This window comes from Shewanella sp. GXUN23E, from assembly GCF_050865035.1.
In the GTDB taxonomy this organism is placed as follows: Bacteria; Pseudomonadota; Gammaproteobacteria; order Enterobacterales; family Shewanellaceae; genus Shewanella.
On record NZ_JBOZWP010000006.1, the window covers coordinates 112,646 to 133,952 of the forward strand.

Genomic DNA, 21,307 nt, shown 5'->3' on the forward strand with positions numbered 1-21,307 from the left:
TTTACACCCCGGGCGGGACTACCCGGAAGGAGCAAAAAGTGAAGAATAATAAGCAACCGACAGGTAAAAGACGGCATGCAACCCCAATTGTCGCCTGAGCCTGTACTGAGAGTAGATGGTCTGAGCTGGTCTGTCGGCGGCCGACGTTTGCTGGACGATATCGGCTTTCGTGTTCCCGCCGGCATGATGATCGGCCTGATTGGTCCCAATGGAGCCGGTAAGTCCTCATTGCTGCGTTGTCTGTATCGGTTCTTGCGTCCTGATAGCGGGCAGATCTGCCTGGATGGTGTGGATTGCAGCGAGATTCCCGCCCGTGAATTTGCGCGACGGGTCTCTGTAGTGCAGCAGGATACCCCCGCCGGGCTGGATGTCAGTGTGCGCGAGCTGGTAGCCATGGGATTAACTCCCCACAAAGGCTGGCTGGAGTTCGACAGCGCAGCAGATCGCCGGCAGGTGGGGGAGGCGCTGGCCACTGTGGGCTTGGGTGAGCTTGCCATGCGTCCTTTCAGTCAGTTGTCCGGCGGCGAAAAGCAGCGGGCGCTCATCGCCCGTGCCATAGTGCAGCGGCCGCAACTGCTTATTCTTGATGAGCCCACCAATCATCTGGATATCCGCTATCAAATCCAAATTCTCGAGCTGGTACAAAGTCTGGGGATCAGTGTGATCGCTTCTATCCACGATCTGAATCTGGCCAGTGCGCTGTGCGATCGTCTGTTGCTGCTGGATGGCGGCAGGTTGGTGGCCCAGGGGGAACCACAACAGGTGCTGACGGAGTCGACCATTGCCCGGGTATTCGGTGTTTGTTGTCGGGTCGGCCCTCATCCACAACACGGTAAGCCATTAATCTCCTATTTCTATGGTTATCAATCGGGAGATGCACATGGGCAATAGCTGGACTCAGGCATCCGATACCCAGAAAGTATTGCTGGTGGCTTTTGTGCTGTTTGCCCTGCTGACGCCCTGGCTGGCGGCCTGTTTTGGTGCTGTGACTCTGTCTCCTGGACAAATCTGGGATGCGCTGATGGGAGATGGTCAGGGGTTGACCAGCCGCATTGTGATGGAACTGCGGATGCCGCGGATTTTGCTGGCGTTGATCGCCGGTGCCGGACTTGCGCTGGCGGGGGCGGTGCTGCAACTGGCCACCCGTAACCCGCTGGCTGATCCCTATCTGTTTGGTATTTCTTCCGGCGCTTCCTTTGGCGCGATTTGTGTCATGACACTCACAGGAATTGGCTTTGGTGGCCCCTGGCTGGCACATTTGAGTCTGCCTTTGGGAGCGCTTGCAGGTGCGGGTTTGTCGGTCATGCTGGTATTGGCGCTCAGTGGTGGTGGCGTCAGTCATCAGATTGAGCGTATTCTGCTGTCCGGTGTTGCCACTTCGTTTATGTTTGCGGCATTCGGCAGTTTGCTGCTGTATTTCTCTGAGCCGCAGGCGGCGGCCGCTGTGCTTTTCTGGACGCTGGGCAGCTTTTCCCGGGCGAGCTGGGCCGGGTTATGGTTACCGGCGCTGGTGGTACTGCTCGGGCTTTTGATGTTACTGGGGCTGCGCCGTTCATTGCTGGCGTTGCAGGGCGGTGATGAAACGGCCCATACGCTGGGGATACCCGTGCCCCGGCTGCGACTGGCGATTTTATTGCTGTGCTCCGTGATGACCGCCATTCTGGTCGCCAGCTGCGGTGGCATAGGGTTTGTGGGTTTGATGGTTCCCCACATCGTCAGAATGTTGTTGCCCTCTGGTCAGTCGCTGCTGTTGACCGCACTGGCGGGGGGCGTGTTTATGGTGTGGGTGGATGTGTTGGCCAGAACCCTGCTGAACAATCAGGAGTTGCCGGTCGGGGTGATTACCTCGGCAGTAGGCAGCTTGTTTTTCTTAACTGTGTTGCGCCGTCGGCGTCGGATGATCCATGAATAATTACAATATCCATTACCTCAATAACGACAGGGATGCTGCTATTCAGGCAACAATCGACCACAAAACCAAGCCTCCCGGTGCGCTGGGGGAACTTGAGGTATTGGCACGGCAACTGGCAAGAATTCAGCAAAGCTCACGGCTTAACATCTCCCGGCCGGTGATGCTGGTATTTGCTGCGGATCACGGTATTGCAGCCCATGGGGTGTCGATTGCACCGCAGGCTGTTACCCGCCAGATGGTAATGAACTTTGTGGCAGGTGGTGCCGCCATCAATGTGTTCTGTGCGCAGAATGGCTGGCAAATGGAAGTGGTGGATGCCGGCATACTTGAGCCGGTTGACTGTGAGCAGGTGACTCAGTGCCGTCTGGGCGCGGGGACCCACGCGTTTCACCTGGCGCCAGCCATGACGCAGCGACAGGTGGAAGAGGGTTTTGACTATGCCAGGGCGCTGGTGGAAAAACACCATCAACTGGGTAGCAATGTGATTGCGTTTGGCGAGATGGGCATTGGCAATACCTCAGCGGCGGCGGCCATTATGTCGGCCATGATGGATCTGGATGTCGCCGTGTGCGTCGGTCGGGGAACCGGTGTGGATGACCAGACTCTGACATTAAAGCGCTCGCTGATCGCCCGTGCTGTTGAGCGCCACAAGCCGGTGATGACCGGCCCCAGAGAGATCCTGGCCTGCGTGGGTGGCTTTGAAATTGTACAAATTACCGGTGCCATTCTGGCGGCGGCAGAGAAGCGCATGCTGGTGGTCATTGATGGCTTTATTGCTTCAGCGGCCGCCATGCTGGCGGTGAGTATTAACGCCGCCTGTCGCGAATATATGGTGTTTGCCCATGAATCTTCCGAACAGGGGCATCAATTGATGCTGCGGCTGCTGGATGCCAGACCACTGCTGCGGCTTGGGCTGCGACTGGGTGAAGGCACTGGAGCAGCGCTGGCGCTGCCACTGATCCAGGCGGCTGCCAATTTCTACAATGATATGGCCAGCTTCGATGCTGCGCAGGTGACCGATGTCAGCACTCAAGACTGAATTGGCGCTGGTGTGGGTGGCCATAGGTTATTTCACCCGTATTCCTGTGCCCGCCTGGGTGTGGACCGATCAGCAGCGGCTGAATCGCGCCAGCCGTTATTTTGCGCTGGTGGGCTTGCTGGTGGGGCTGCTCAGCGCGCTGGTACTGTGGCTCAGTGAGCAGCTGTGGCCGGTTGGCGTGGCCGTTATCCTTGCCATGGTGACTTCGCTGCTGCTGACCGGTTGTTTTCACGAAGACGGGCTGGCGGATACCGCGGATGGTCTGGGGGGCGGCTGGCAGCTGGCAGACAAACTGCGGATCATGAAGGATTCACGTATCGGCAGTTATGGCGCCGCTTCGCTGCTGATGGCGCTGCTGTTGAAGTGGCAGCTGCTCAGTGAGCTGGCGCAAAACTCGGTAAATTTCACGGCAATTGCACTGGTCCTTGGTCATACTTTGAGTCGGGCGGTGGCCGCGAGCCTGATGTTCACTGAGTCCTATGTCAGGGATGAGGACAGCAAGAGCAAGCCGGTGGTGACAGCTCAAAGCCGTCAGGATTTGTGGGTCTTGCTGGCAACGGCCTTGCTGGTTTGCGGCCTGATGCCCTTGAGTCAGGCAGCCGTCATGCTGGTGGTGTTGTTGCTTGCCCGCCAGCTGATGGTTCGTTGGCTGCGCGCGCAACTGGGAGGCTACACAGGCGATACGCTGGGGGCCTGTCAGCAACTGGCAGAGCTGCTGGTGTATCTGGTTCTGGTAGCCTTATGGACAGGAGCGGCAGGGTGATCCATTTGATTCTGGGTGGTGCCCGCAGCGGTAAGAGTCGGTTTGCCGAGCACTGCGCCGCGCAATTTGCGGCCAAAGGTTATGAGTGCCACTACCTGGCGACGGCGCAGGCGCTGGATGAGGAAATGCGCCTGCGCATTGACAGGCATCGTCAGGACAGGCTGGGTTCAGGTCTGCAATGGCAGACTCATGAAGTGGGGACGCAGCTGCGTGCAGCGCTTGACCGCCTGGCCGCCCCGGGAACGCTGCTGTTGGTGGATTGTCTGACCTTGTGGTTGACGGGGCTTTTGTGTCGCGACACTCAGGCGTACCATGAACAGACAGAAAGTCAGATGCAATCCGGTTCACAGCGGGAAACTGAGCAGCTGGTTGAGTTACTGACCGGACTGCCCGGCGAAATTCTGCTGGTCAGTAATGAGGTGGGGTCAGGCATTGTCCCTCTGGGCAGTTTGAGCCGGCAGTTTGTTGATGATGCCGGTCGTTTGAACCAGTCGCTGGCCGCCATCGCCGATAGGGTTACCCTGGTGGTCGCCGGATTGCCATTAGCATTAAAAGGATAACAGGATGGGGAAATTAATATCGCCCAAGGCACCTGTAGGAAAGGAAGCATTGACACTGATGGTGCAGGGTACTGCGTCAGACGCCGGAAAATCGATTTTAGTCGCTGGCCTGTGCCGGCTTTATGCCCGGCAACATCCACAGCAGGTTGCGCCATTCAAGCCGCAGAATATGGCGCTCAACAGCGCCGTTAGCGTTGATGGCGGCGAAATAGGCCGGGCGCAGGCACTGCAGGCTGCGGCCTGTTTCCTGCCACCTCACACCGACTTCAATCCGGTATTGCTTAAGCCATCAAGCAACACTGCGGCGCAGGTCATCTTTCAGGGCAAAGCCCTGACTCAGCTGGAAGCGGCTGCCTTTTTTGGCAAGCATCGCTCTGAATATAAATCCCGGGCCATGGAGGTGGTGCTGGACTCCTGGCAACGCCTGAAATCCCGGTATCAACTGATTTTCGTTGAAGGCGCCGGCAGCCCGGCTGAAATCAATCTGCGTGACGGTGACATCGCCAATATGGGGTTTGCCGAAGCGGCTGATTGCCCTGTGATCCTGGTGGCCGATATTGACAAGGGCGGCGTGTTTGCCCAGTTGGTGGGGACGCTGGAGCTGCTCAGCGAATCCGAGCGGGCGCGGGTAAAAGGCTTTGTCATCAACAAATTCCGTGGAGACATCAGCCTGTTGCAGCCTGGGCTGGATTGGCTGGAAGAGCGCACCGGCAAGCCGGTTATTGGTGTGCTGCCCTATATTGAAGGCTTGCGACTGGATGCCGAGGATGCACTCGATGACAGTGGCAGTCAATCAGGCCGTGGTGAGCGTGGTTTTCGTATTCAGGTGCTGGTGCATCCCCGCATCAGCAACCACACCGACTTTGATCCGCTGCGGTTGCACCCTCATATCGACTTCAGTTACTTGTCTACTTCATCTCAGGCATTCAATGCGCCGCCGGCAGATCTCATGATATTGCCGGGTTCCAAAAGTGTCCGGAATGATCTGCAGATCCTCAAGGACAACGGCTGGGATGAGCATATTCGTCGTCACCTGCGTTATGGCGGCAAGCTGATAGGCATATGTGGTGGGTATCAGATGCTGGGGCTGGAAGTGGATGATCCAGCGGGGGTAGAAGGTGCCGCCGGCTGCAGTGAAGGATTGGAGCTGCTGTCCGTGGTGACTGAACTTAAGCCGCAAAAACAGGTACACAATGTCACCGGTACTCTACGGCTGAATGGTCAGCAACTGCCGGTAAAAGGCTACGAGATCCATTGTGGTTACACCCATAAGCTCAGACCCGGGGAAGCGCCGCTGACCTGGCAGCGGGCACTGGCAGATGAAGACAGTGTCAGCAGTCTGCATCGTGGTGATGGTTTGCTGGTGGATGATGGCGTGCTGTCCGAAGATGGACAGATCCTGGCTACCTATCTGCACGGGCTGTTTGATTCTCCTGAGGCTACCGCGGCGATTCTGCGCTGGGCAGGCTGTCGCACTGAGCAGGCCTGTATCAACATCGACGAGTTGAGGGAGCAGGAACTCAATCGTCTGGCGGATGTGCTGGCGCAGCATCTGGATATCAAGCTGCTCAACCGTATTCTGGCCGCAGAGCCGGATTATCAGGAAGAAGCTGCCGGGTGACCGGCAATCATCAGTTTTCAGGGAGTTGTGATTCAATCAATGTCAGCTACGTCAGAGCAGGAAGCCAATAAGGCCAGCCGTCATAAAGTCCGTCAGCAAAAAGTGAAAGCCGCTGTCGATGCCAGAATTGCCAGTGCCCAGATAGAACGCGGGGTACTGATGGTGATCACCGGTGATGGCAAGGGTAAAACCACCGGCGGATTCGGCACTGTGGCGCGCGCCGTGGGACATGGTCAGCAAGCCGCCGTGGTGCAGTTTATCAAAGGCAACTGGGACTGCGGTGAGCGTAATCTGCTTGAAAACGCCGGTGTCCCGTTTGCGGTGATGGCCACCGGCTTTACCTGGGAGACCCAGGACAAAGAGGCCGATACTGCGGCCGCGCTGGCCACCTGGCAGCAGGCTGAAGCATTCATGCAGGACAAGCGCATTAATCTGGTGCTGCTTGATGAGCTCACTTACATGGTGAGCTACCACTACCTGCCGCTGGAGCGGGTGGTTGAGGCGCTGGAAAATCGCCCCAAACATCAGCATGTGATCATCACAGGGCGCAATTGTCACCGACAGCTCATTGAGATGGCGGATACTGTCAGTGAAGTGAAGTGCACCAAGCATGCGTTTAACAGCGGAATTGCCGCCCAGCCGGGCTTCGATTTTTGATCCAGCTTCTTGATTGACGTTTTGGCGGTATTGCCATCGCTCCGCCACCCCATCACGTAGCGCTGCTACGCTCAGGGGCTGTCGAAACTCGGCGGCTTTGCCAAAACGCCAATCACTCTGCTGGTGCATCCGGCTTTGTCTAAGCCTCGAACAGATTGCACATCAATGATGGTAACTCCATCACGCACTCAGGGGCTGAAATCTTTGACGGCTTTGCCACCGCAGCGAGCACGGTGAAATAACCCATCTCTGATAGCACAGAATGCTTTGGAATATCTGACCGTCTTGTCAGCGCCTCATACAGACCTCTGGTTATAGTCGGTTAAACCTGATTGGCCTAAACTGTTTTTTTACAACATTTAAAGACAATGTTTTTCCCATATTGTTTTCACTCCAATATCACCGTATTATCCGCCTCGTTTGCCCCGGGATGGGGCGCCTACGCACTCCTCGAAAATTAGCGTGACTGGCTATTGAGTACAGCAAGGCGTTTTGCGTTTTGGAGTATTTGATGGCAGCTATGCCTTCTGAGTCCCAGCTGGATGGGATTGCTGATGCCCTGGTTAACTCGGGGTATGTGATCGTCGATGATTTAATGTCACAGTCCCTGGCTATGCGCCTGCGGGATAAGGCTGTGACCTTATCTGTGGCTGCCATGAAACCGGCCCGAATTGGTCGGGGATTTGAGCGGCATCTGGACAAGGATATCCGCCGTGACAAGATAGCCTGGCTGGATAAGCAGGATGCAACCGACAGCGAATTTCTCGCCTTGATGAATAGCCTGAAAGATGGCCTCAATCGCCGTTTATTTATGGGGCTGTTTTTCTTTGAAAGCCATTTTGCCCACTATCCCTGCGGCGGCTTTTACAAAACTCATCTTGATGCCCTCAAAGGCAGTCAAAACCGCATACTGACGACCGTCACCTTCTTTAACCCCGACTGGCAACCTGAGCACGGTGGCATGTTGCGGCTTTATGATGAACATCATCAGTGGCTGACGGATATCGCGCCGCTCCATGGTCGCACTGTGATTTTCCTGTCCGAGGTGTTCCCCCACGAAGTGCTGCCCACCACAGTTGACCGCTTCAGTATCGCCGGTTGGTATCGGGTGGCGGCTGCCAGACACGGGATTTAAATGGCATTAAAAGACAGTTGAATCAGCATCGCCAATTATGCCCGGGCGTTATTTGTGGCTGTCTGAATATATGGCAGTGATGCACGCTTGTTAGTTAAATTGGCCGATATCAGCAGTATTGGTGAGTGAAAATAAGCATTCAGATTGGCTATTTTCAACTCAACTACATATGCATCACTGTGTATATTTTGCCGGTATTTCAACTTTGAAATATTCCGTGATCGGGTTCGCGCTTGTATTGGCTGGTTAATTGATATTCTTGATTGTACTAAATGATTTATATCTAATTCATCGGCACAACATTGATTGTGACAATAACTATAAAGTTGATGATGGTATAAATAATGAAAAAGAAGTTGATCCCTGCGTTACTTTCTTCAATGTTTCTGATGGCCTGTAATTCTGATGAAACTGTAATAACCCCTGATCCTGCTCCTGTCTCCCAAGTTAAATTTGCTCAGTTTAATCTGTCATTCGCGGTGGATAATGATCCAACCGAAAACTATGACCGTTGGGTTGAGTATATGGGCCTGACCGTGGCGCAGCAGGATGCGCTGATCTCTGCCTGGAAAAAGGATGTGGAGTCCGGTGAAGCGGGCGGAGCTGAGCATCTGCTGGCAGAGCGCGTGATTCAAATCCGCAATGTCGCGGCCATTATTCAGAAGAACCGTCCGGATGTGCTGTTGATGAACGAGTTCAACAACGACGGTGATGCAGTTGATACCAGAGTGCTTGACGGTTTCCAGAAAAACTATCTGTCAGTGTCCCAGAGTCTGAGCAGTGTTGATGGCTTCATTAATGGTGAAGATATGCTGGAGCCTATCGAGTACCCGTTTGCCAAAAACTACGCCACCAACACCGGCTTGCTGACCGAGTTTGACCTGAACAACGATGGTCAGACCGGCGGCGCCGATGATGCCCATGGTTTTGGCTTCTACCACGGTCATTATGGCTTTGCGCTCTTGTCCAAGTTTGAAATTGACCACAGCAACACCCGTACTTTCCAGAAGTTCCTGCGCAAAGATCTGCTGGGCGCAGTTAACCCTGTGATTGAAGTCTGTGATGGCAGCAAGCCAATTCCTGACGGTATGGCCGGTGGTGATTTGTGGTTTAACGAAGCTGAGTGGAATGCTCTGCGTCTGTCTTCCAAAAACCACGTCGATGCGCCGATTCTGGTGAACACACCTAAGGGGAAAGTCGCCATTAACGTGCTATTGGCGCATCCAACGCCGTCAGGCTTCGATACCGTGACCTACAACAACCGTTATCGCAACAGTGAAGAAAACCTGTTCTGGCACCAATATCTGAATGGTGAAGAGAGCCTGTACGATGACAAAGGACAGAAGGGCGGTTTTGCCGGCCAGCATTTCGTGTTTATGGGGGATATGAACGCCGATAACGTGGTGGGCACTCAGGTGAACAAGCCCTGGGATGGCATCATCCAATTGCTGGGTAACGAAAAGGTCAACCAGAGCGTGGCGCAGGTAGGTCAGGAATTTACCCCAACCAGCCTGGGCGCCGCCGAGTCTAAGAACCCTGCCAACAACTGGAATCCGGTGCACACCTATCCTGAGATTCGCACCAGCGTATTTGGCTCCCGTGCCGACTATGCTGTGCCATCGGCCAGCCTGGAAGTGGTGGACTCAGGTGTTTACTGGGCCGCAGAAGGTTACACAGGCCGCCTGCTGTTTAACGATCCGCGCGTGGGTAAGTACGGTGACAGCAAAGAGGTCTCTTCCGACCACCGCTTTGTGTGGGTGACTGTGAAAGTCGACTAAGCATTCATTGAAGTGTGACACTGGCAAAGGCAAGCCTGCGGGCTTGCCTTTTTCATGAGTCTTGCCAAGCACCTATGTATCACTGTGTTATTCAGCCTGAATATCTGTTTGGGGCTGAATATGGATCTGACTGGCCACTGAGTTGGCGATATAGCAGGCCTTGTGGGCCATCTGGTGCAGCTTGGTAAGTTGCTCAGATGTAGGTTGTTTATCGCCACTGAAGCTGACCATGGGATACAGGGTGACTAGTCTGATGCCGGTAGTGCCATCAGGCATAGTTCCAAGCTCGCCTACGGGGGAGTCCTGATACTGACTGACAAGGTATTTGCGCTTGGCGGCAATGGTGAGAAACGCCAGCATATGACAGCTGGCGAGCGCGCCGATAAAGGCTTGCTGCGGATTAAGGGCATCGGCGGCTGACAAAGGTTCGGGGATAATCAAGGGTGAGGAGGAGGCGCTGAGCACCTGGCCATTGTCCAGACGCCATTGGTGGCTACGGTTAAACTTGCCGGAAGCAAAATCTGCCTCAGCATTCAGTCGCCACTCAAGCTCCAGCCTGTGCTTTGTGTTCATCCCTGATACTCCTGGAGGTCATGAAAGTTGGGTGGCCGATGTCTGGTGGTACTACTGCAAATATGCCTGACGGGCTTTATCCAGCACATCACAGGTGGCTTTCACCCCCTCTACCACCCGCGGGCCGGCGCGGTGCAGCAAATCGGCATTCAGCTGATAGATTTGCTGCTGACGCACTGCCGGAATGTCAGGCCAGGCAGACCAATCAATGCCCTGAATATTACCGGCATCCTGACTTTGCAGGATCACCTGGGGCGAGGTCAGCAGCACATTTTCCAGGCTTATTTGCGGGTAGGGCGAAGGGCTGGCAGCAAACACATTGTCGGCGCCGCATACCGTCAGAATTTGCTGGATCCAGCTGCCATCGGCCACCGTCATCAAGGGCTGCGACCACAGCTGATAAAACACCTTGATCCCGGGTTTGTGCTGGTTGGATTGGCGCAGCTGCGCCAGTTGCTGTCTGAGTGATGCTGCCAGCGCGTTTGCCTGTGTTTGATGGCCGGTCAGTTGCCCAAGCTGCTCAAGTTCATCGGCGACTGCATCCAGGGTTTTGGCGTCTGAGTTGTACAGCGGCAACCCCAGTTCCCGCATTTTATCTATATCCTGCTGCCGATTGCCGCCGCCCCAGACCACCACCAGATCCGGGCTGAGCGCCAACAGCTTTTCCAGCTGAATACCGTGGTAACCACCGATGCGCGGAATGGCTTTGGCGGCTTCGGGAAAATCTGCATGCTCTGTGGTGGCGACGATACTGTCACCGGCACCGATGGCATACAGCATCTCTACCGCATGGGGGGAGAGTGCGACGATGCGCTGTGCTGCGGCCTCTGCCACAGTCACAGGACCAATCAATATCAGGCAAAGCAGTAAAGCGCGCATCATCTCTCCGGCAGGCCTTCAGGCTCTCAAGGCATTCAGGGGGTTACAGGAACAGCAGCGTGGCCAGTCCCAGGAAGGTGAGAAAGCCAACCACATCGGTCACTGTGGTGAGGATCACCGAGCCGGACAGGGCGGCGTCCTGCTCGAATTTATCCAGTATCACAGGAATGAGCACCCCGGCGGCCGCAGCCACCAGCATATTGATCAGAATGGCGCAGGCGATCACCATGCCAATGCCCGTGCTGTCAAACCACCATCCGGCCACCAGACCAATGACGATGGCCCAGAGTACGCCGTTGAGGCTGCCGATCCCCAGTTCGTTTTTCAACAGCGCCACCACGTTGCCCGAGCTGATCTGGCCGGTGGCCATGGCGCGGATCATCAGTGTCAGCGACTGACTGCCGGCAATGCCGCCCATGGAGGCGACAATTGGCATCAATACTGCCAGTGCCACCACCTGAGTCAGCACATTTTCAAACAGGCCGATGGTGGCCGAGGCCAGAAACGCCGTCAGCAGGTTGATGCCCAGCCACACAGCGCGCTGGGATGCGCCCTTGATAATGGGGGCGAAAAGGTCGTGGGTTTCATCCATACCCGCGGTCGCCATCAACTGGGCTTCATAGTGTTCCCGCACCAGCGCGGTGGCAAAGCGCAGAGTGATGCGGCCAAGCAGGCGGTCGTCGGCATCAATGACCGGCAGTTCCAGCTGATCGCTGTGCTCCATGGATTCGGCGGCATCAAACAGTGAGGTGTCGGCGCGGATACTGCGGGCATCATCGGCCATCAGTGCGCTCAGCGGTGTTTCGGGATCGGCCTTTTGAATGTCGTAGTGACTGACGCAGCCGACCAGCACATCATTGTCATCGGTCAGAAACAGGGTGTCGTTACAGTCCAGTTCAATCCGGCGGATGAAGCGCTGCGCCTGTTTGACGCTGGCGTCCGGGCGCAGCACCAGCATCTGGTGATCCACATAACGGCCGATTTCATCATCTTCGTACAGATCAAAGCGTTCAAAGCGTTGTCGCTGACGCTCGCCCATCTGTGCCAGTGCCCGGTCGGTGTAGGCGTCGGGCAGCGAGTCACTCCAGTCGATCAGCTGCTCGGCGCTTAACTGGGCGAACAGCTCATCAATCTGCTCATCCGGCATTTGCCTGAGCAGATCCACCCGAGGATCGCCACGCATCAGGTTCAGTACCGCGACCTGCTCCTCCGGCGCCACCTGCTCCCAGCGTTCGTGACGTTCATCCCGCGGCAGGGCTTCCAGCAGCAAAGCGATGGTGCCGGGCTCTGAGGCTTCGAGAATTTCGTCAAACACCTCGGCCTGCTGCTGACCTTCTGCTTCAGTCAGTTGCTGGACGACCTGGCCGACTTCGGGCAGGGGGATGACCTCGGTGTCTGGGGTGTTGGGAGTTTGAGTCACAATGGGCTCTGGCGCAGGGAAATTTGGCGTCACTATAGCCAAGGGGCGCCTAAGCAGCAAGCTTGTCAGACCTGAAGGCGCTGCAAATGCCGCCGTAAATCAAAGGACTGACCATTGCGGCAGGCGTGTGGTTCGGTGTCATACTGACTGGTGTGCTGGCTCAGTTTGTTGGACATGCTGGCAAGGCGTGAGTTATCCAGCTGATTTTTCTGGCCTTAAGAAAACCTTAAGAAAGCCTGCCTATTGTCAAAATAGCCATAATTTAAGGGAGTTGCGCATGAAGTGGATGTTGGGGATGTGCATGTTGTGCTGGTCGCTGGCAACAATCGCCGCGCCGTCGCTGGATGTCCAGGTGCAGGACGCACAGGGGCAGCCGGTGTCGCTCAGTGAGTTTAACGGCAAGGTGGTGTATCTGGACTTTTGGGCGTCCTGGTGCGGCCCCTGTCGCAAGTCATTTCCCTGGATGGCGCAGATGCAGGCCAAATACGGCAGTGAGGGGCTGGTGGTGGTGGCCGTCAATCTGGACCCGGAGCAGCAGGATGCGGCACAGTTTCTCAGCCAACTGGCTGGTGAAGGGCTGAATGTCAATTTCGCCGTGCGCTACGACCCTGAAGGCAAGGTGGCCCGTCAATTCGATCTGCTGGGGATGCCCAGTAGTTATATCTTCAATCGCCGGGGCGAGTTAGTGGCCCAGCATACCGGTTTCTTTACTGCCAAAGAGGCTGCCTATGAGCAGCAACTGGCTGATTTGCTCAAGGAGTGATTCATGAAAAGAAAAATAAGCATAGTGTTGCTGACATTGGCGATGGCCGGCTGTTCGTCGCTCGGGGTGGAACCCTGGGAGCGCGGCCAGTTGGCCCGGGCTGATATGGCACTGGATCATGAGAAGCTGGATATGGCGCTGGATGACCATATCTATTTCAGCAAGGAAGGCAGCAGTGGCGGCCGCTCATTTGCCGGCGGAGGTTGTGGATGCAATTGACCAAAAGCAAAAACATTGCCTCGGCACTGGCAATGGCCAGTTGCAGCCTGATTGGCACAGCGCAGGCAGAGGATAATAAAGCGGACGACTGGAAAGTCGATGCCGCCATCATGTATTACGGTGAAAACGAGCGGGTGCAGGCGGTTGAAGGTATTGCCAATGTGCAGAAAGCCTTCGGCGACACCTCCACCCTCGACATGAAACTGGTGGTGGATGCGCTCACCGGCGCCTCAGCCTCCGGCGCGGTGCCACAGGGCACAGTACAAACCTTCACCCGGCCGTCGGGTCAGGGGCAATACCAGGTTGAGGCCGGAAAAACGCCGCTGGATGATACTTTCCACGATACCCGGGTGCAGCTCAGCGGCAACTGGACGGAAAAGCTCTCGCCAGTGTGGACGGTCAGCGGCGGTCTGTATGGCTCCAAGGAGTTTGACTATCTGTCCATGGGGGCCAACGCCGCTCTGGAGCGCAGCTTCAACAAGGACAACACCACGCTGGCACTGTCCGGCTCCTACTCCCACGACCAGATAGATCCTGTGGGCGGCACGCCGGTGGCGCTGTCAGCCATGGTACTCAGGGGCAATTACGCCTCCGATGATGCCTACTGGCAGGCGTTTAATGCCACCCGTGATGGCAATTCAGAAACCAAGGACACGGCGGATATCCTGCTGGGGGTCACTCAGGTGCTGAACGCCAACTGGCTGATGCAGGTGAACTATGGCTTGTCGTCTGTCTCCGGCTATATGACAGATCCCTACAAGTTGGTGAGTGTGGTCGACAGCGAAGGCATAGCACTTGAACAGTTGTATGAAAGTCGCCCTGACTCCAGACTCAAGCACAGTGGTTATCTGTTGTTTAAAGGCGCGCTGGACTCGGCGGTGATGGATGTGTCCTACCGTTTCACCACGGATGACTGGGGGATCAGTTCGCACACCCTGGAAACCCATTACCGGCATTATTTCAATGAAGGCTTCTACGGTCAGCTGCATCTGAGGTATTACCAGCAGAGCGAGGCGGATTTCTATACCCCGTATCTGCAGCAGGGCGCACCTTTGCCTGAGTTTGCCAGTGCCGACTATCGTATTGGCAAGATGAATGCCTATACGGTCGGGCTGAAATTCGGACACCGTTTGCCAGGTGGCCATGAATTGAGCTATCGCATTGAATATTATCAGCAGAACCCTGACAATCCAGGAGTAGAGTTACTCAATGGATTTAATGGCTACGATCTGTTCCCGGACGTCAAAGCCATTGTCGCCCAGGTCAGTTATTCCTTCTGAGCCCGGGCGCAGCTCACACAAGGAGACGGGCTGTTGTCAGGATGCACCCACAGCTCAGCTGCCCGCGCAGCTGAGTATCAACTCAAACAGGGTAGCTGGGGGCTGACCGGTTGCTTTCAGGCAATGGCCAGCCCCTGCGAATTACTGTTTGCCACCCAGGACAAAAAGCGGGTCGCCAGTGCCATGCAACTGGCGGTGACCGAAGCTCGCCGTATCGAGAGCAAGTACAGCCGTTTTCTTGAGGGCAATCCCCTATGGCATATCAACCACAGTCAGGGAAAGCCGCTCGCCATCGACAGTGAAACCTTCTCCCTGCTCGACTTTGCCCGCCAGTGTTATCAGCTCAGTGACGGTAAATTTGACGTCAGTGCCGGGCCGCTGATGCGCCTGTGGCGCTTTGATGGCAGCCACCGGCTGCCATCACAGGCTGATATTGAGGCCGCCTGCGACTGTGTTGGCTTTAACCGAATCGCCTTTGATGAGCAGAGTATCTGCCTGCCGGCGGGCATGTCGCTGGATTTTGGTGGCATAGGCAAGGAATACGCGGTGGATCGGGTAGCGAGCTTGCTGGCCCAGCGCTGGCCTAAGGTGCCTGTGCTGGTGAATTTCGGTGGTGATATCGCCTGTCCGGTTAGCAAGCTGCCGCCCTGGCAGGTGGGCATAGAAAACCCCTCACAGCTCGACAGTGCCGGCGCGCTGCTGAGCATCAGTCAGGGGGCGCTGGCCACCAGTGGTGATACCCGCCGATTTGTGGAGGTGGCCGGTAAACGCTATGGCCATATTATCGACCCTTTGACGGGTTATCCGGTGCCGGGGGCTCCCCGCTCGGTGACAGTGCTTGGGCCCAACTGTGTGGCCGCCGGCATGCTGGCGACCATGGCCATGTTGCAGGGCGATGGGGCCGAGGATTTTCTGGCCGCTCAGGGAGTGGAGTTTCAACTATTCAGACAGGAGATGGGGCAGGAGCAGGATGCGAATACTGGTCATTGAAGACAATCATATGCTGGCAGAAGCTATCTGCCAGGGGCTCAGGCAGCAGGGAATGCAGGCTGACAGTGTTGATACCTGCGCCCGGGCCGAGCTGGCACTGCCGGGGGAGAGCTGGAGCGCCATGGTGCTGGATCTGGGCTTGCCCGATGGCAATGGCGTGGCGCTGCTCAAACGCTGGCGCAAACAGGGGCTGGATATTCCCGTTATCATACTGACCGCCAACACCGACTTTGACACCAAGCTTATCTGTCTGGATACCGGCGCAGACGATTACCTTGGCAAACCATTCGATGTGCGCGAGCTGGCAGCCCGGCTACGGGCCGTGGTGCGCCGTCACTATGGCCGTCATCACAATCAACTGTGTGTCGGCCCGCTGACCTTAAATCTGGACACCTGTGACGTGACTTTTCGCGCCGAGCCAGTACAGCTGTCGCGCCGTGAATATCAGTTGCTGCTGGAGCTGGCCCAATCCGCCGGGCGGGTGCTGAGCCGTCAGCAGCTGGAGCAGCTGACCTATGGCTGGGAGGAGGTGGGCAGCAACTCGGTCGAGGTGCATATCCACCATCTGCGTAAGAAGACTGCCAATGAGCTGGTGAAAACCGTGCGTGGCATCGGCTATGCGCTGGTGGAACTGACGGATTAATCCCTATGTACTCACTGAGATTGTGGCTGGCGATACTGATGGTGGTGGGTGTGGGCTTGTCTGTGGTAGTGGCTGGCTGGTTCAGCACCCGGGATGCCACCAATCAGGTCGAAGAGCTGTTCGATGCCCAGATGCTGCAGACCGCCAAACTGCTGGAACGGATCTATACCAGCACGCCGATACCCGCGCAGCGACGAGGGGTGGTGTTGCCCGTGGATGAAACCGAGGTAGAAACCTTTGTGGAGGATCGTGAAGCCACCCAGCTGGCTTATGAACAGAAGCTGGCATTTATGCTCGCCTCAGCCCAGGGCGAGCCACTGCTGTCCACCGGCAACCTGCCATTTTCAGCTGCTGAGCTGATGCGCCCGGGTTACCGGAAACTGCATGACAGCCAGGGCAACTGGCATGTGTTCGGTTATTTCTCCCCTTCGCAGCATATCTGGATAGTGACCGCGCAGCAGGATGAGGTGCGCCGTGAATTGGTGGAGCAGATTGTCCGCAATGCGCTGCTCACTCCCTGGCTGATTATCCCGCTGATTTTGATTCTGATGCTGTGGCTGTCCGACTTGTTGTTGCATCCCATTCAGGCGCTGGCGAAAGTGCTGTCGGGCCGCAAGGCCGATCAGCTCGAGCCTATCAATATTCAATTGCCCAAAGAGCTGCTGCCTGTCGGCAAGGCGCTCAACGCTTATATCGCCCGCTGCGCCGCGGTGCTGGTACGCGAGCGGCAGTTCAGTGCCGATGCGGCCCATGAACTGAAAACCCCGCTGGCGTTGGTGCGACTGCATCAGAATGCGCTGCAGGAGCTTTTGAAAGAGGATCCGCAGGCGCAGGAGCACCTCATGGCCACAGAGCATGGGGTGGTGCGAATGACCCATATGGTTGAGCAGTTGCTGTTGCTGTCACGGCTGGACTCGCTGGCGCAGCTGGATGAGCGCGCCAGACTGGAACGTCTGCCGGTGGAGGCGCTGGTGGGCGAGTCGCTCAATGGCCTGCTGCACATCATCGCCGATTATCAGTGGCAGCTCACCATAGATCCGGCGCTCAGGGTCAAAGGCCAGCAGATTTATCTGCAGATAGTGCTCAGCAATCTGATTGAAAACGCCTGCAAATACAGCCCGCTCGAATCCCAGATAGATATTGTTGCCCACCGCGCCGATGAGCATAACTCGGCCTCAGAGGTGGTTATCTGTATCGCCGATCGCGGCCGGGGCATGACAGAGGCTGAGCTTGAGCGCGCCTCAGAGCGGTTTTTCCGGGTGGATAAACACAATATTGACGGTGCCGGGCTGGGGCTGTCGATTTGTCACAAAATTCTGGCCCTGCATGGCGGCCATCTGGAGATGCGCCCCCGGCAAGGGGGCGGACTGGAAGTGAGGATTTATCTGCCGGGGACTGGCGATTAACCTGCGCGGGCATGGGGTGTGGTGTCCTGCCCCGGCTCATTCCGGTCGTCGGCTTTGAGCTTTTTTTGCGCCTGACGATGCTCCTTAAGTTGCCGCTCGGCGCGGGAAAAGATGCTGCGCTCGCCTTCAACCGGGGTGCCGGTCAGCACGCTGGCGGCTTCAGTGACATGGTTGACCGTCCAGATATGGAATTCGCCCCTGTCGATGGCTTCCACTATGTCTTTGCGCAGCATCAGGTTCTGGCGGTTGGACTCAGGAATAATCACCCCCTGGCCCGGTTCCCGCCCCTTGATGCAACATACATCGAAGAAGCCTTCAATCTTCTCATTGACGCCGCCAATCGGCTGCGCTTCACCGAACTGATTCATCGAGCCTGTGATGGCAATATCCTGCTTCAGTGGCACTCCTGAGATGGCTGAAAGGATGGCGCAGCACTCGGCCATAGAGGCGCTGTCACCATCGACGCCGCCGTAGGATTGCTCGAAGGTGAGATACATGGTCAGCGGAATGTTGGCACTCTTGCCCAGACGTGCCGCTAAAAAGGCGGTGAGGATGTACACCCCTTTGGAGTGAATTTGCCCGCCAAGTCGCACCTTGTGCTCGATATCCAGTACTTCGCCTTCACCGTAGGCAGTGCTGGCGGTGATGCGGTTGGGCAGGCCAAACTCATGATCTGTCGTTGCCAGCACCGACAGAGCATTGATTTGTCCAATTTTTTCGCCGGTTACATCAATCAGGGTCGTGCCGTTGGTAAAGGATTCCAGCAATGCATCCTGCAGCCTTGATACCCGCATGCGCTGTGCTTCCAGTGCCTTCTCCACATGTTCCCGGCCAATGCTGCCGGCTCCTGCACCACCGGCGTAGTAATTGGTTTCCCGCAGCAGATTGGCCACATCGGCGGAGTACAGTGACAGCTTGTTCTGATTATCGGCCTGACGGGCGCTGAATTCGATAATCCGTTCCATGGCGCCGCGCTCGCAGGGCAGCATTTGATTGTCCTGCACTATGCTGGCGATAAAGCGGGCGAACTGAGCTTCTGACTCATCGGTGCGTGCCATGACATTTTCAAAATCGGCGGTGACCTTGAACAGCTCGCCAAAGTCGGGATCATACTGCTGCAGCAGTTGGTAGGTGTGACGATCACCAAACAGCACAATTTTCACATCCAGCGGCACCGGCTCAGGCGACAACGAGATGGCACCGGACAGGGTGACTTCCCGCTCCAGTGAGCTTAAATCCAGCTGGCGGGATCTCAGTGCCCGCTTGAGCCCGTCCCACACGTAGGGGCGCTCCAGCACTTTGACTGCATCCATCATCAGCACGCCGCCGTTGGCTTTGTGCAGGCTGCCGGCGCGGATCAGCGAAAAGTCGGTAAACACAGTGCCCTTGTAGGTGGCGTTTTCCACATAGCCAAACAGACTGTGATAGTTGGGGTTTTCCTCCACCACCACAGGGAAATTGTCTTCATCGCCGCTGACCAGCACATTGACCTGATAACGACGGGGCAGTTTCTTGTCCAGCGAGGCATAGGAGAAAGCGACTTGCTCATCGCTCTGTTCCAGGAAGATATCCAGATTATCGAGAATATCTTTTTGCATCTCGCCCAGATAATCCAGTAGCGGCTGCAGGCCTTTGTATTTTTTCTTCAGTGGCTGCAGATAGTGCTTAAGCACATCTTTGGCCACCTGCTCATCATGAGCCTGCTGCTGATCTGAGTATTCTTCTTCCCACTCAGTCATGTCGCGCACTATGCGCCGCAGCTTACTTTCCAGCGCTTTGATATCGGTTTCAAACTGGGCCTGCTCCTCGACGGGCAGGGCCTCGTAGCTTTCTTCACTGTGGGGCTCGTCACCGTTCAGCGCCACCAGTTGATAGTCGCCGTCACTGCTGATGGACAGGCTGATGTGTTTGTTCTTGGCATCTTCTGCCAGTTCGCTGAGTACTTCTTCCTGGCGGGAAGCCAGCTGGCCTTTGCGCTTTTCTGCGCGGCTGAAATACATTTCGTTGTCGAACGCCATGGGTAGTGCCTTGGCCAGCTTCTTCATCAGGTTTTCGATGGCCTTTTTGAAGTTGAGGGCGCTGCCGGCGGGCAGACTCAGCACCCTGGGCTGGCGGCTGTCATCGAAATTGGCCACATAACACCAGTCCTGCCGGGTGTTGCCATTAGCGGGGTGGGTACTTAAATAACGCAACATCATGGTGCGTTTGCCCAGGCCATTTTCTCCAATGGCGTAGATGTTGTATCCCTTGTCCTTGATGGACATGGCAAATTCCACCGCCTGCCGGGCCCGTTGCTGACCTATGATGTCATCCAGCGGCACCAGGTCATCAGTGGTCTGACAGTCACAGTGAGGCGTCTGTAACCGGGTGTCGCGGTACACTTGCTTGCTGCTGAGCGTCGTTATTGCCATATCCGATCCTTGTGTAGTAGGGATTCCCAATTACGACAATAAGATACGCAGTGGCAGATAGCAAAGGCCAGTTGTGCGTCAGGTGATTTTTTAAACAAAGTTCAAGCCGGATTTCAACGTCGCTGTGGCCCTGTATGGATTGGCCCTACGTCAGGGCGAGGGGATCACAGACTGATCCGTGTAAGGGGGTTATGCTGGGCGGAATAGAAGGAGAAAATACTGATGATGCAATCTGCCCCCCTGTCCCCACAAGCAGCCCGTTCCCACCAGTCACCTTTGCCGGTGATCCTCGATTGCGATCCCGGCCATGACGATGCCATTGCGCTGATCATGGCACTGGCCAATCCTCAGCTTGAGGTGTTGGCGGTGACCACCAGTGCCGGTAATCAAACACCGGACAAGACCCTGCGCAATGCGCTGCGGATCCTCACGCTGCTGGGGCGTACTGAGGTACCGGTTGCTGCCGGCGCGCCCAAGCCGCTCATCCGGGAGCTGATTATTGCCGACAATGTGCATGGCGAAACCGGGCTGGATGGTCCTGACCTGCCGGAGCCCGGCTTTGAACCTGTACCGCTTAAGGCCTGGGAGCTGATGGCGCAGCAGATACGCGCCAGTGAGCAGCCAGTAACTCTGGTGCCCACCGGACCGCTGACCAATATCGCCACCTTCTTGCTGGCTTACCCGGAGCTTAAAAGTAAAGTGGAGCGCATCGTTCTGATGGGCGGCGCTGCCGGGGTCGGTAACTGGACACCGGCTGCCGAGTTCAACATTTTTGTTGATCCGCAGGCGGCGGACATCGTTTTTCGCAGCGGCATTGCCATCACCATGTGCGGTCTGGATGTCACCCATGAGGCGCAGATTATGGAGGCAGATGTGGCCCGCATGCGTGCCATCGACAACCCAGTGGCCCAGTGTGTGGCAGATTTGCTGGAGTTTTTCGTGATCTATCATAAAGACCCCAAGTGGGGTTTTGATGGTGCGCCGCTGCATGATCCCTGCACCATTGCCTGGTTGCTGCAACCTGAGATGTTTCGCGGGATTGATTGCCATGTGGCTATCGAAACCCGCAGCGAATTAACTCTGGGGATGACAGTCGTCGACCGCTTCGGCCTGACCGGCAAACCCGCCAATGCCCATGTGTTGCTCGGTGTGGACCGGCAGCGATTTGTTGATCTGCTGGCAGACAGCCTCAGGGTTTGGTAATCATCACGCCGGATTAAGATAATTTCACCGACAGGGGTTATCACTGGTAAGGGCA

At 56.3% G+C, this 21,307-nt stretch carries 20 protein-coding genes; 16 read left to right on the plus strand and 4 right to left on the minus strand.

The annotated features are described in order from the left end of the window. The first annotated feature begins 75 nt into the window (after positions 1-75). From ACRRUX_RS07940 to ACRRUX_RS07980, 9 genes are all read left to right on the plus strand, one after another. Positions 76-891 carry an ABC transporter ATP-binding protein gene (locus tag ACRRUX_RS07940; protein ID WP_432528961.1) on the plus strand — a complete coding sequence of 272 codons (816 nt, stop codon included), beginning with the start codon at positions 76-78 and terminating at the stop codon, positions 889-891. Further along, entirely contained in the window at positions 881-1,912 is a 1,032-nt protein-coding gene (locus ACRRUX_RS07945; protein WP_432528963.1) for a FecCD family ABC transporter permease, read from the plus strand. The genes ACRRUX_RS07940 and ACRRUX_RS07945 overlap by 11 nt, the downstream gene beginning before the upstream one ends. Continuing rightward, positions 1,905-2,951 carry a nicotinate-nucleotide--dimethylbenzimidazole phosphoribosyltransferase gene (gene cobT / locus ACRRUX_RS07950; RefSeq protein WP_432528965.1) on the plus strand — a complete coding sequence of 349 codons (1,047 nt, stop codon included), beginning with the start codon at positions 1,905-1,907 and terminating at the stop codon, positions 2,949-2,951. The genes ACRRUX_RS07945 and cobT overlap by 8 nt, the downstream gene beginning before the upstream one ends. Beyond that, complete coding sequence (locus tag ACRRUX_RS07955) at positions 2,932-3,714, plus strand: adenosylcobinamide-GDP ribazoletransferase (protein ID WP_432528967.1); 783 nt, start codon at positions 2,932-2,934, stop codon at positions 3,712-3,714. Before cobT ends, ACRRUX_RS07955 begins: the two co-directional genes overlap by 20 nt. Next, the gene (cobU, locus tag ACRRUX_RS07960) at positions 3,711-4,274 is read left to right on the plus strand and encodes a bifunctional adenosylcobinamide kinase/adenosylcobinamide-phosphate guanylyltransferase (RefSeq protein WP_432528969.1); all 564 of its coding nucleotides are present in this window, start codon (positions 3,711-3,713) and stop codon (positions 4,272-4,274) included. The genes ACRRUX_RS07955 and cobU overlap by 4 nt, the downstream gene beginning before the upstream one ends. A 4-nt stretch (positions 4,275-4,278) precedes the next feature. Next, positions 4,279-5,895 (plus strand): cobyric acid synthase, encoded by a 1,617-nt coding sequence (locus ACRRUX_RS07965; protein ID WP_432528971.1) that lies wholly within the window; start codon positions 4,279-4,281, stop codon positions 5,893-5,895. 39 nt (positions 5,896-5,934) lie between these two features. Beyond that, on the plus strand, positions 5,935-6,552 hold the full coding sequence (gene cobO / locus ACRRUX_RS07970) for a cob(I)yrinic acid a,c-diamide adenosyltransferase (protein WP_432528973.1): 618 nt from the start codon (positions 5,935-5,937) through the stop codon (positions 6,550-6,552). A 511-nt stretch (positions 6,553-7,063) separates the two neighbouring features. Further along, positions 7,064-7,687 (plus strand): 2OG-Fe(II) oxygenase, encoded by a 624-nt coding sequence (locus ACRRUX_RS07975; protein ID WP_432528975.1) that lies wholly within the window; start codon positions 7,064-7,066, stop codon positions 7,685-7,687. A 344-nt stretch (positions 7,688-8,031) separates the two neighbouring features. Beyond that, positions 8,032-9,465, plus strand: a complete 1,434-nt coding sequence (locus ACRRUX_RS07980) for an endonuclease/exonuclease/phosphatase family protein (RefSeq protein WP_432528977.1) — start codon at positions 8,032-8,034, stop codon at positions 9,463-9,465. Positions 9,466-9,552: 87 nt separating this feature from the next. Here ACRRUX_RS07980 and ACRRUX_RS07985 read toward each other — a convergent pair whose 3' ends face one another. From ACRRUX_RS07985 to ACRRUX_RS07995, 3 genes are read right to left on the minus strand one after another with little or no spacing between them, the layout of a single operon-like run. Continuing rightward, positions 9,553-10,038 carry an OsmC family protein gene (locus ACRRUX_RS07985; protein WP_432528979.1) on the minus strand — a complete coding sequence of 162 codons (486 nt, stop codon included), beginning with the start codon at positions 10,036-10,038 and terminating at the stop codon, positions 9,553-9,555. A gap of 51 nt (positions 10,039-10,089) precedes the next feature. Then, positions 10,090-10,920: a cobalamin-binding protein gene (locus ACRRUX_RS07990; protein WP_432528981.1), complete on the minus strand. Its 831-nt coding sequence runs from the start codon at positions 10,918-10,920 to the stop codon at positions 10,090-10,092. A gap of 40 nt (positions 10,921-10,960) precedes the next feature. Continuing rightward, positions 10,961-12,337: a magnesium transporter gene (locus tag ACRRUX_RS07995; protein WP_432528983.1), complete on the minus strand. Its 1,377-nt coding sequence runs from the start codon at positions 12,335-12,337 to the stop codon at positions 10,961-10,963. A 277-nt stretch (positions 12,338-12,614) separates the two neighbouring features. Between ACRRUX_RS07995 and ACRRUX_RS08000 the strand changes: the two genes are divergently transcribed. From ACRRUX_RS08000 to ACRRUX_RS08025, 6 genes are all read left to right on the plus strand, one after another. Next, positions 12,615-13,100 carry a TlpA disulfide reductase family protein gene (locus tag ACRRUX_RS08000; protein WP_432528985.1) on the plus strand — a complete coding sequence of 162 codons (486 nt, stop codon included), beginning with the start codon at positions 12,615-12,617 and terminating at the stop codon, positions 13,098-13,100. A gap of 3 nt (positions 13,101-13,103) precedes the next feature. After that, positions 13,104-13,319, plus strand: a complete 216-nt coding sequence (locus tag ACRRUX_RS08005) for a DUF4266 domain-containing protein (protein WP_432528987.1) — start codon at positions 13,104-13,106, stop codon at positions 13,317-13,319. Next, entirely contained in the window at positions 13,310-14,599 is a 1,290-nt protein-coding gene (locus ACRRUX_RS08010; protein ID WP_432528989.1) for a DUF3570 domain-containing protein, read from the plus strand. The genes ACRRUX_RS08005 and ACRRUX_RS08010 overlap by 10 nt, the downstream gene beginning before the upstream one ends. A gap of 123 nt (positions 14,600-14,722) precedes the next feature. Further along, positions 14,723-15,589, plus strand: a complete 867-nt coding sequence (locus ACRRUX_RS08015; protein ID WP_432529095.1) for an FAD:protein FMN transferase — start codon at positions 14,723-14,725, stop codon at positions 15,587-15,589. Further along, a complete protein-coding gene (locus tag ACRRUX_RS08020; RefSeq protein ID WP_432528991.1) occupies positions 15,570-16,232 on the plus strand; it encodes a response regulator in 663 nt (220 codons plus the stop codon). The genes ACRRUX_RS08015 and ACRRUX_RS08020 overlap by 20 nt, the downstream gene beginning before the upstream one ends. Positions 16,233-16,237: 5 nt before the next feature. After that, entirely contained in the window at positions 16,238-17,638 is a 1,401-nt protein-coding gene (locus ACRRUX_RS08025; RefSeq protein WP_432528993.1) for an ATP-binding protein, read from the plus strand. Here ACRRUX_RS08025 and ACRRUX_RS08030 read toward each other — a convergent pair. After that, complete coding sequence (locus ACRRUX_RS08030; protein ID WP_432529097.1) at positions 17,635-20,073, minus strand: Lon protease family protein; 2,439 nt, start codon at positions 20,071-20,073, stop codon at positions 17,635-17,637. The genes ACRRUX_RS08025 and ACRRUX_RS08030 overlap by 4 nt on opposite strands. Before the next feature lie 201 nt (positions 20,074-20,274). Between ACRRUX_RS08030 and rihA the strand changes: the two genes are divergently transcribed. Continuing rightward, entirely contained in the window at positions 20,275-21,252 is a 978-nt protein-coding gene (rihA, locus tag ACRRUX_RS08035) for a pyrimidine-specific ribonucleoside hydrolase RihA (protein WP_432529099.1), read from the plus strand. Positions 21,253-21,307 lie beyond the last annotated feature (55 nt).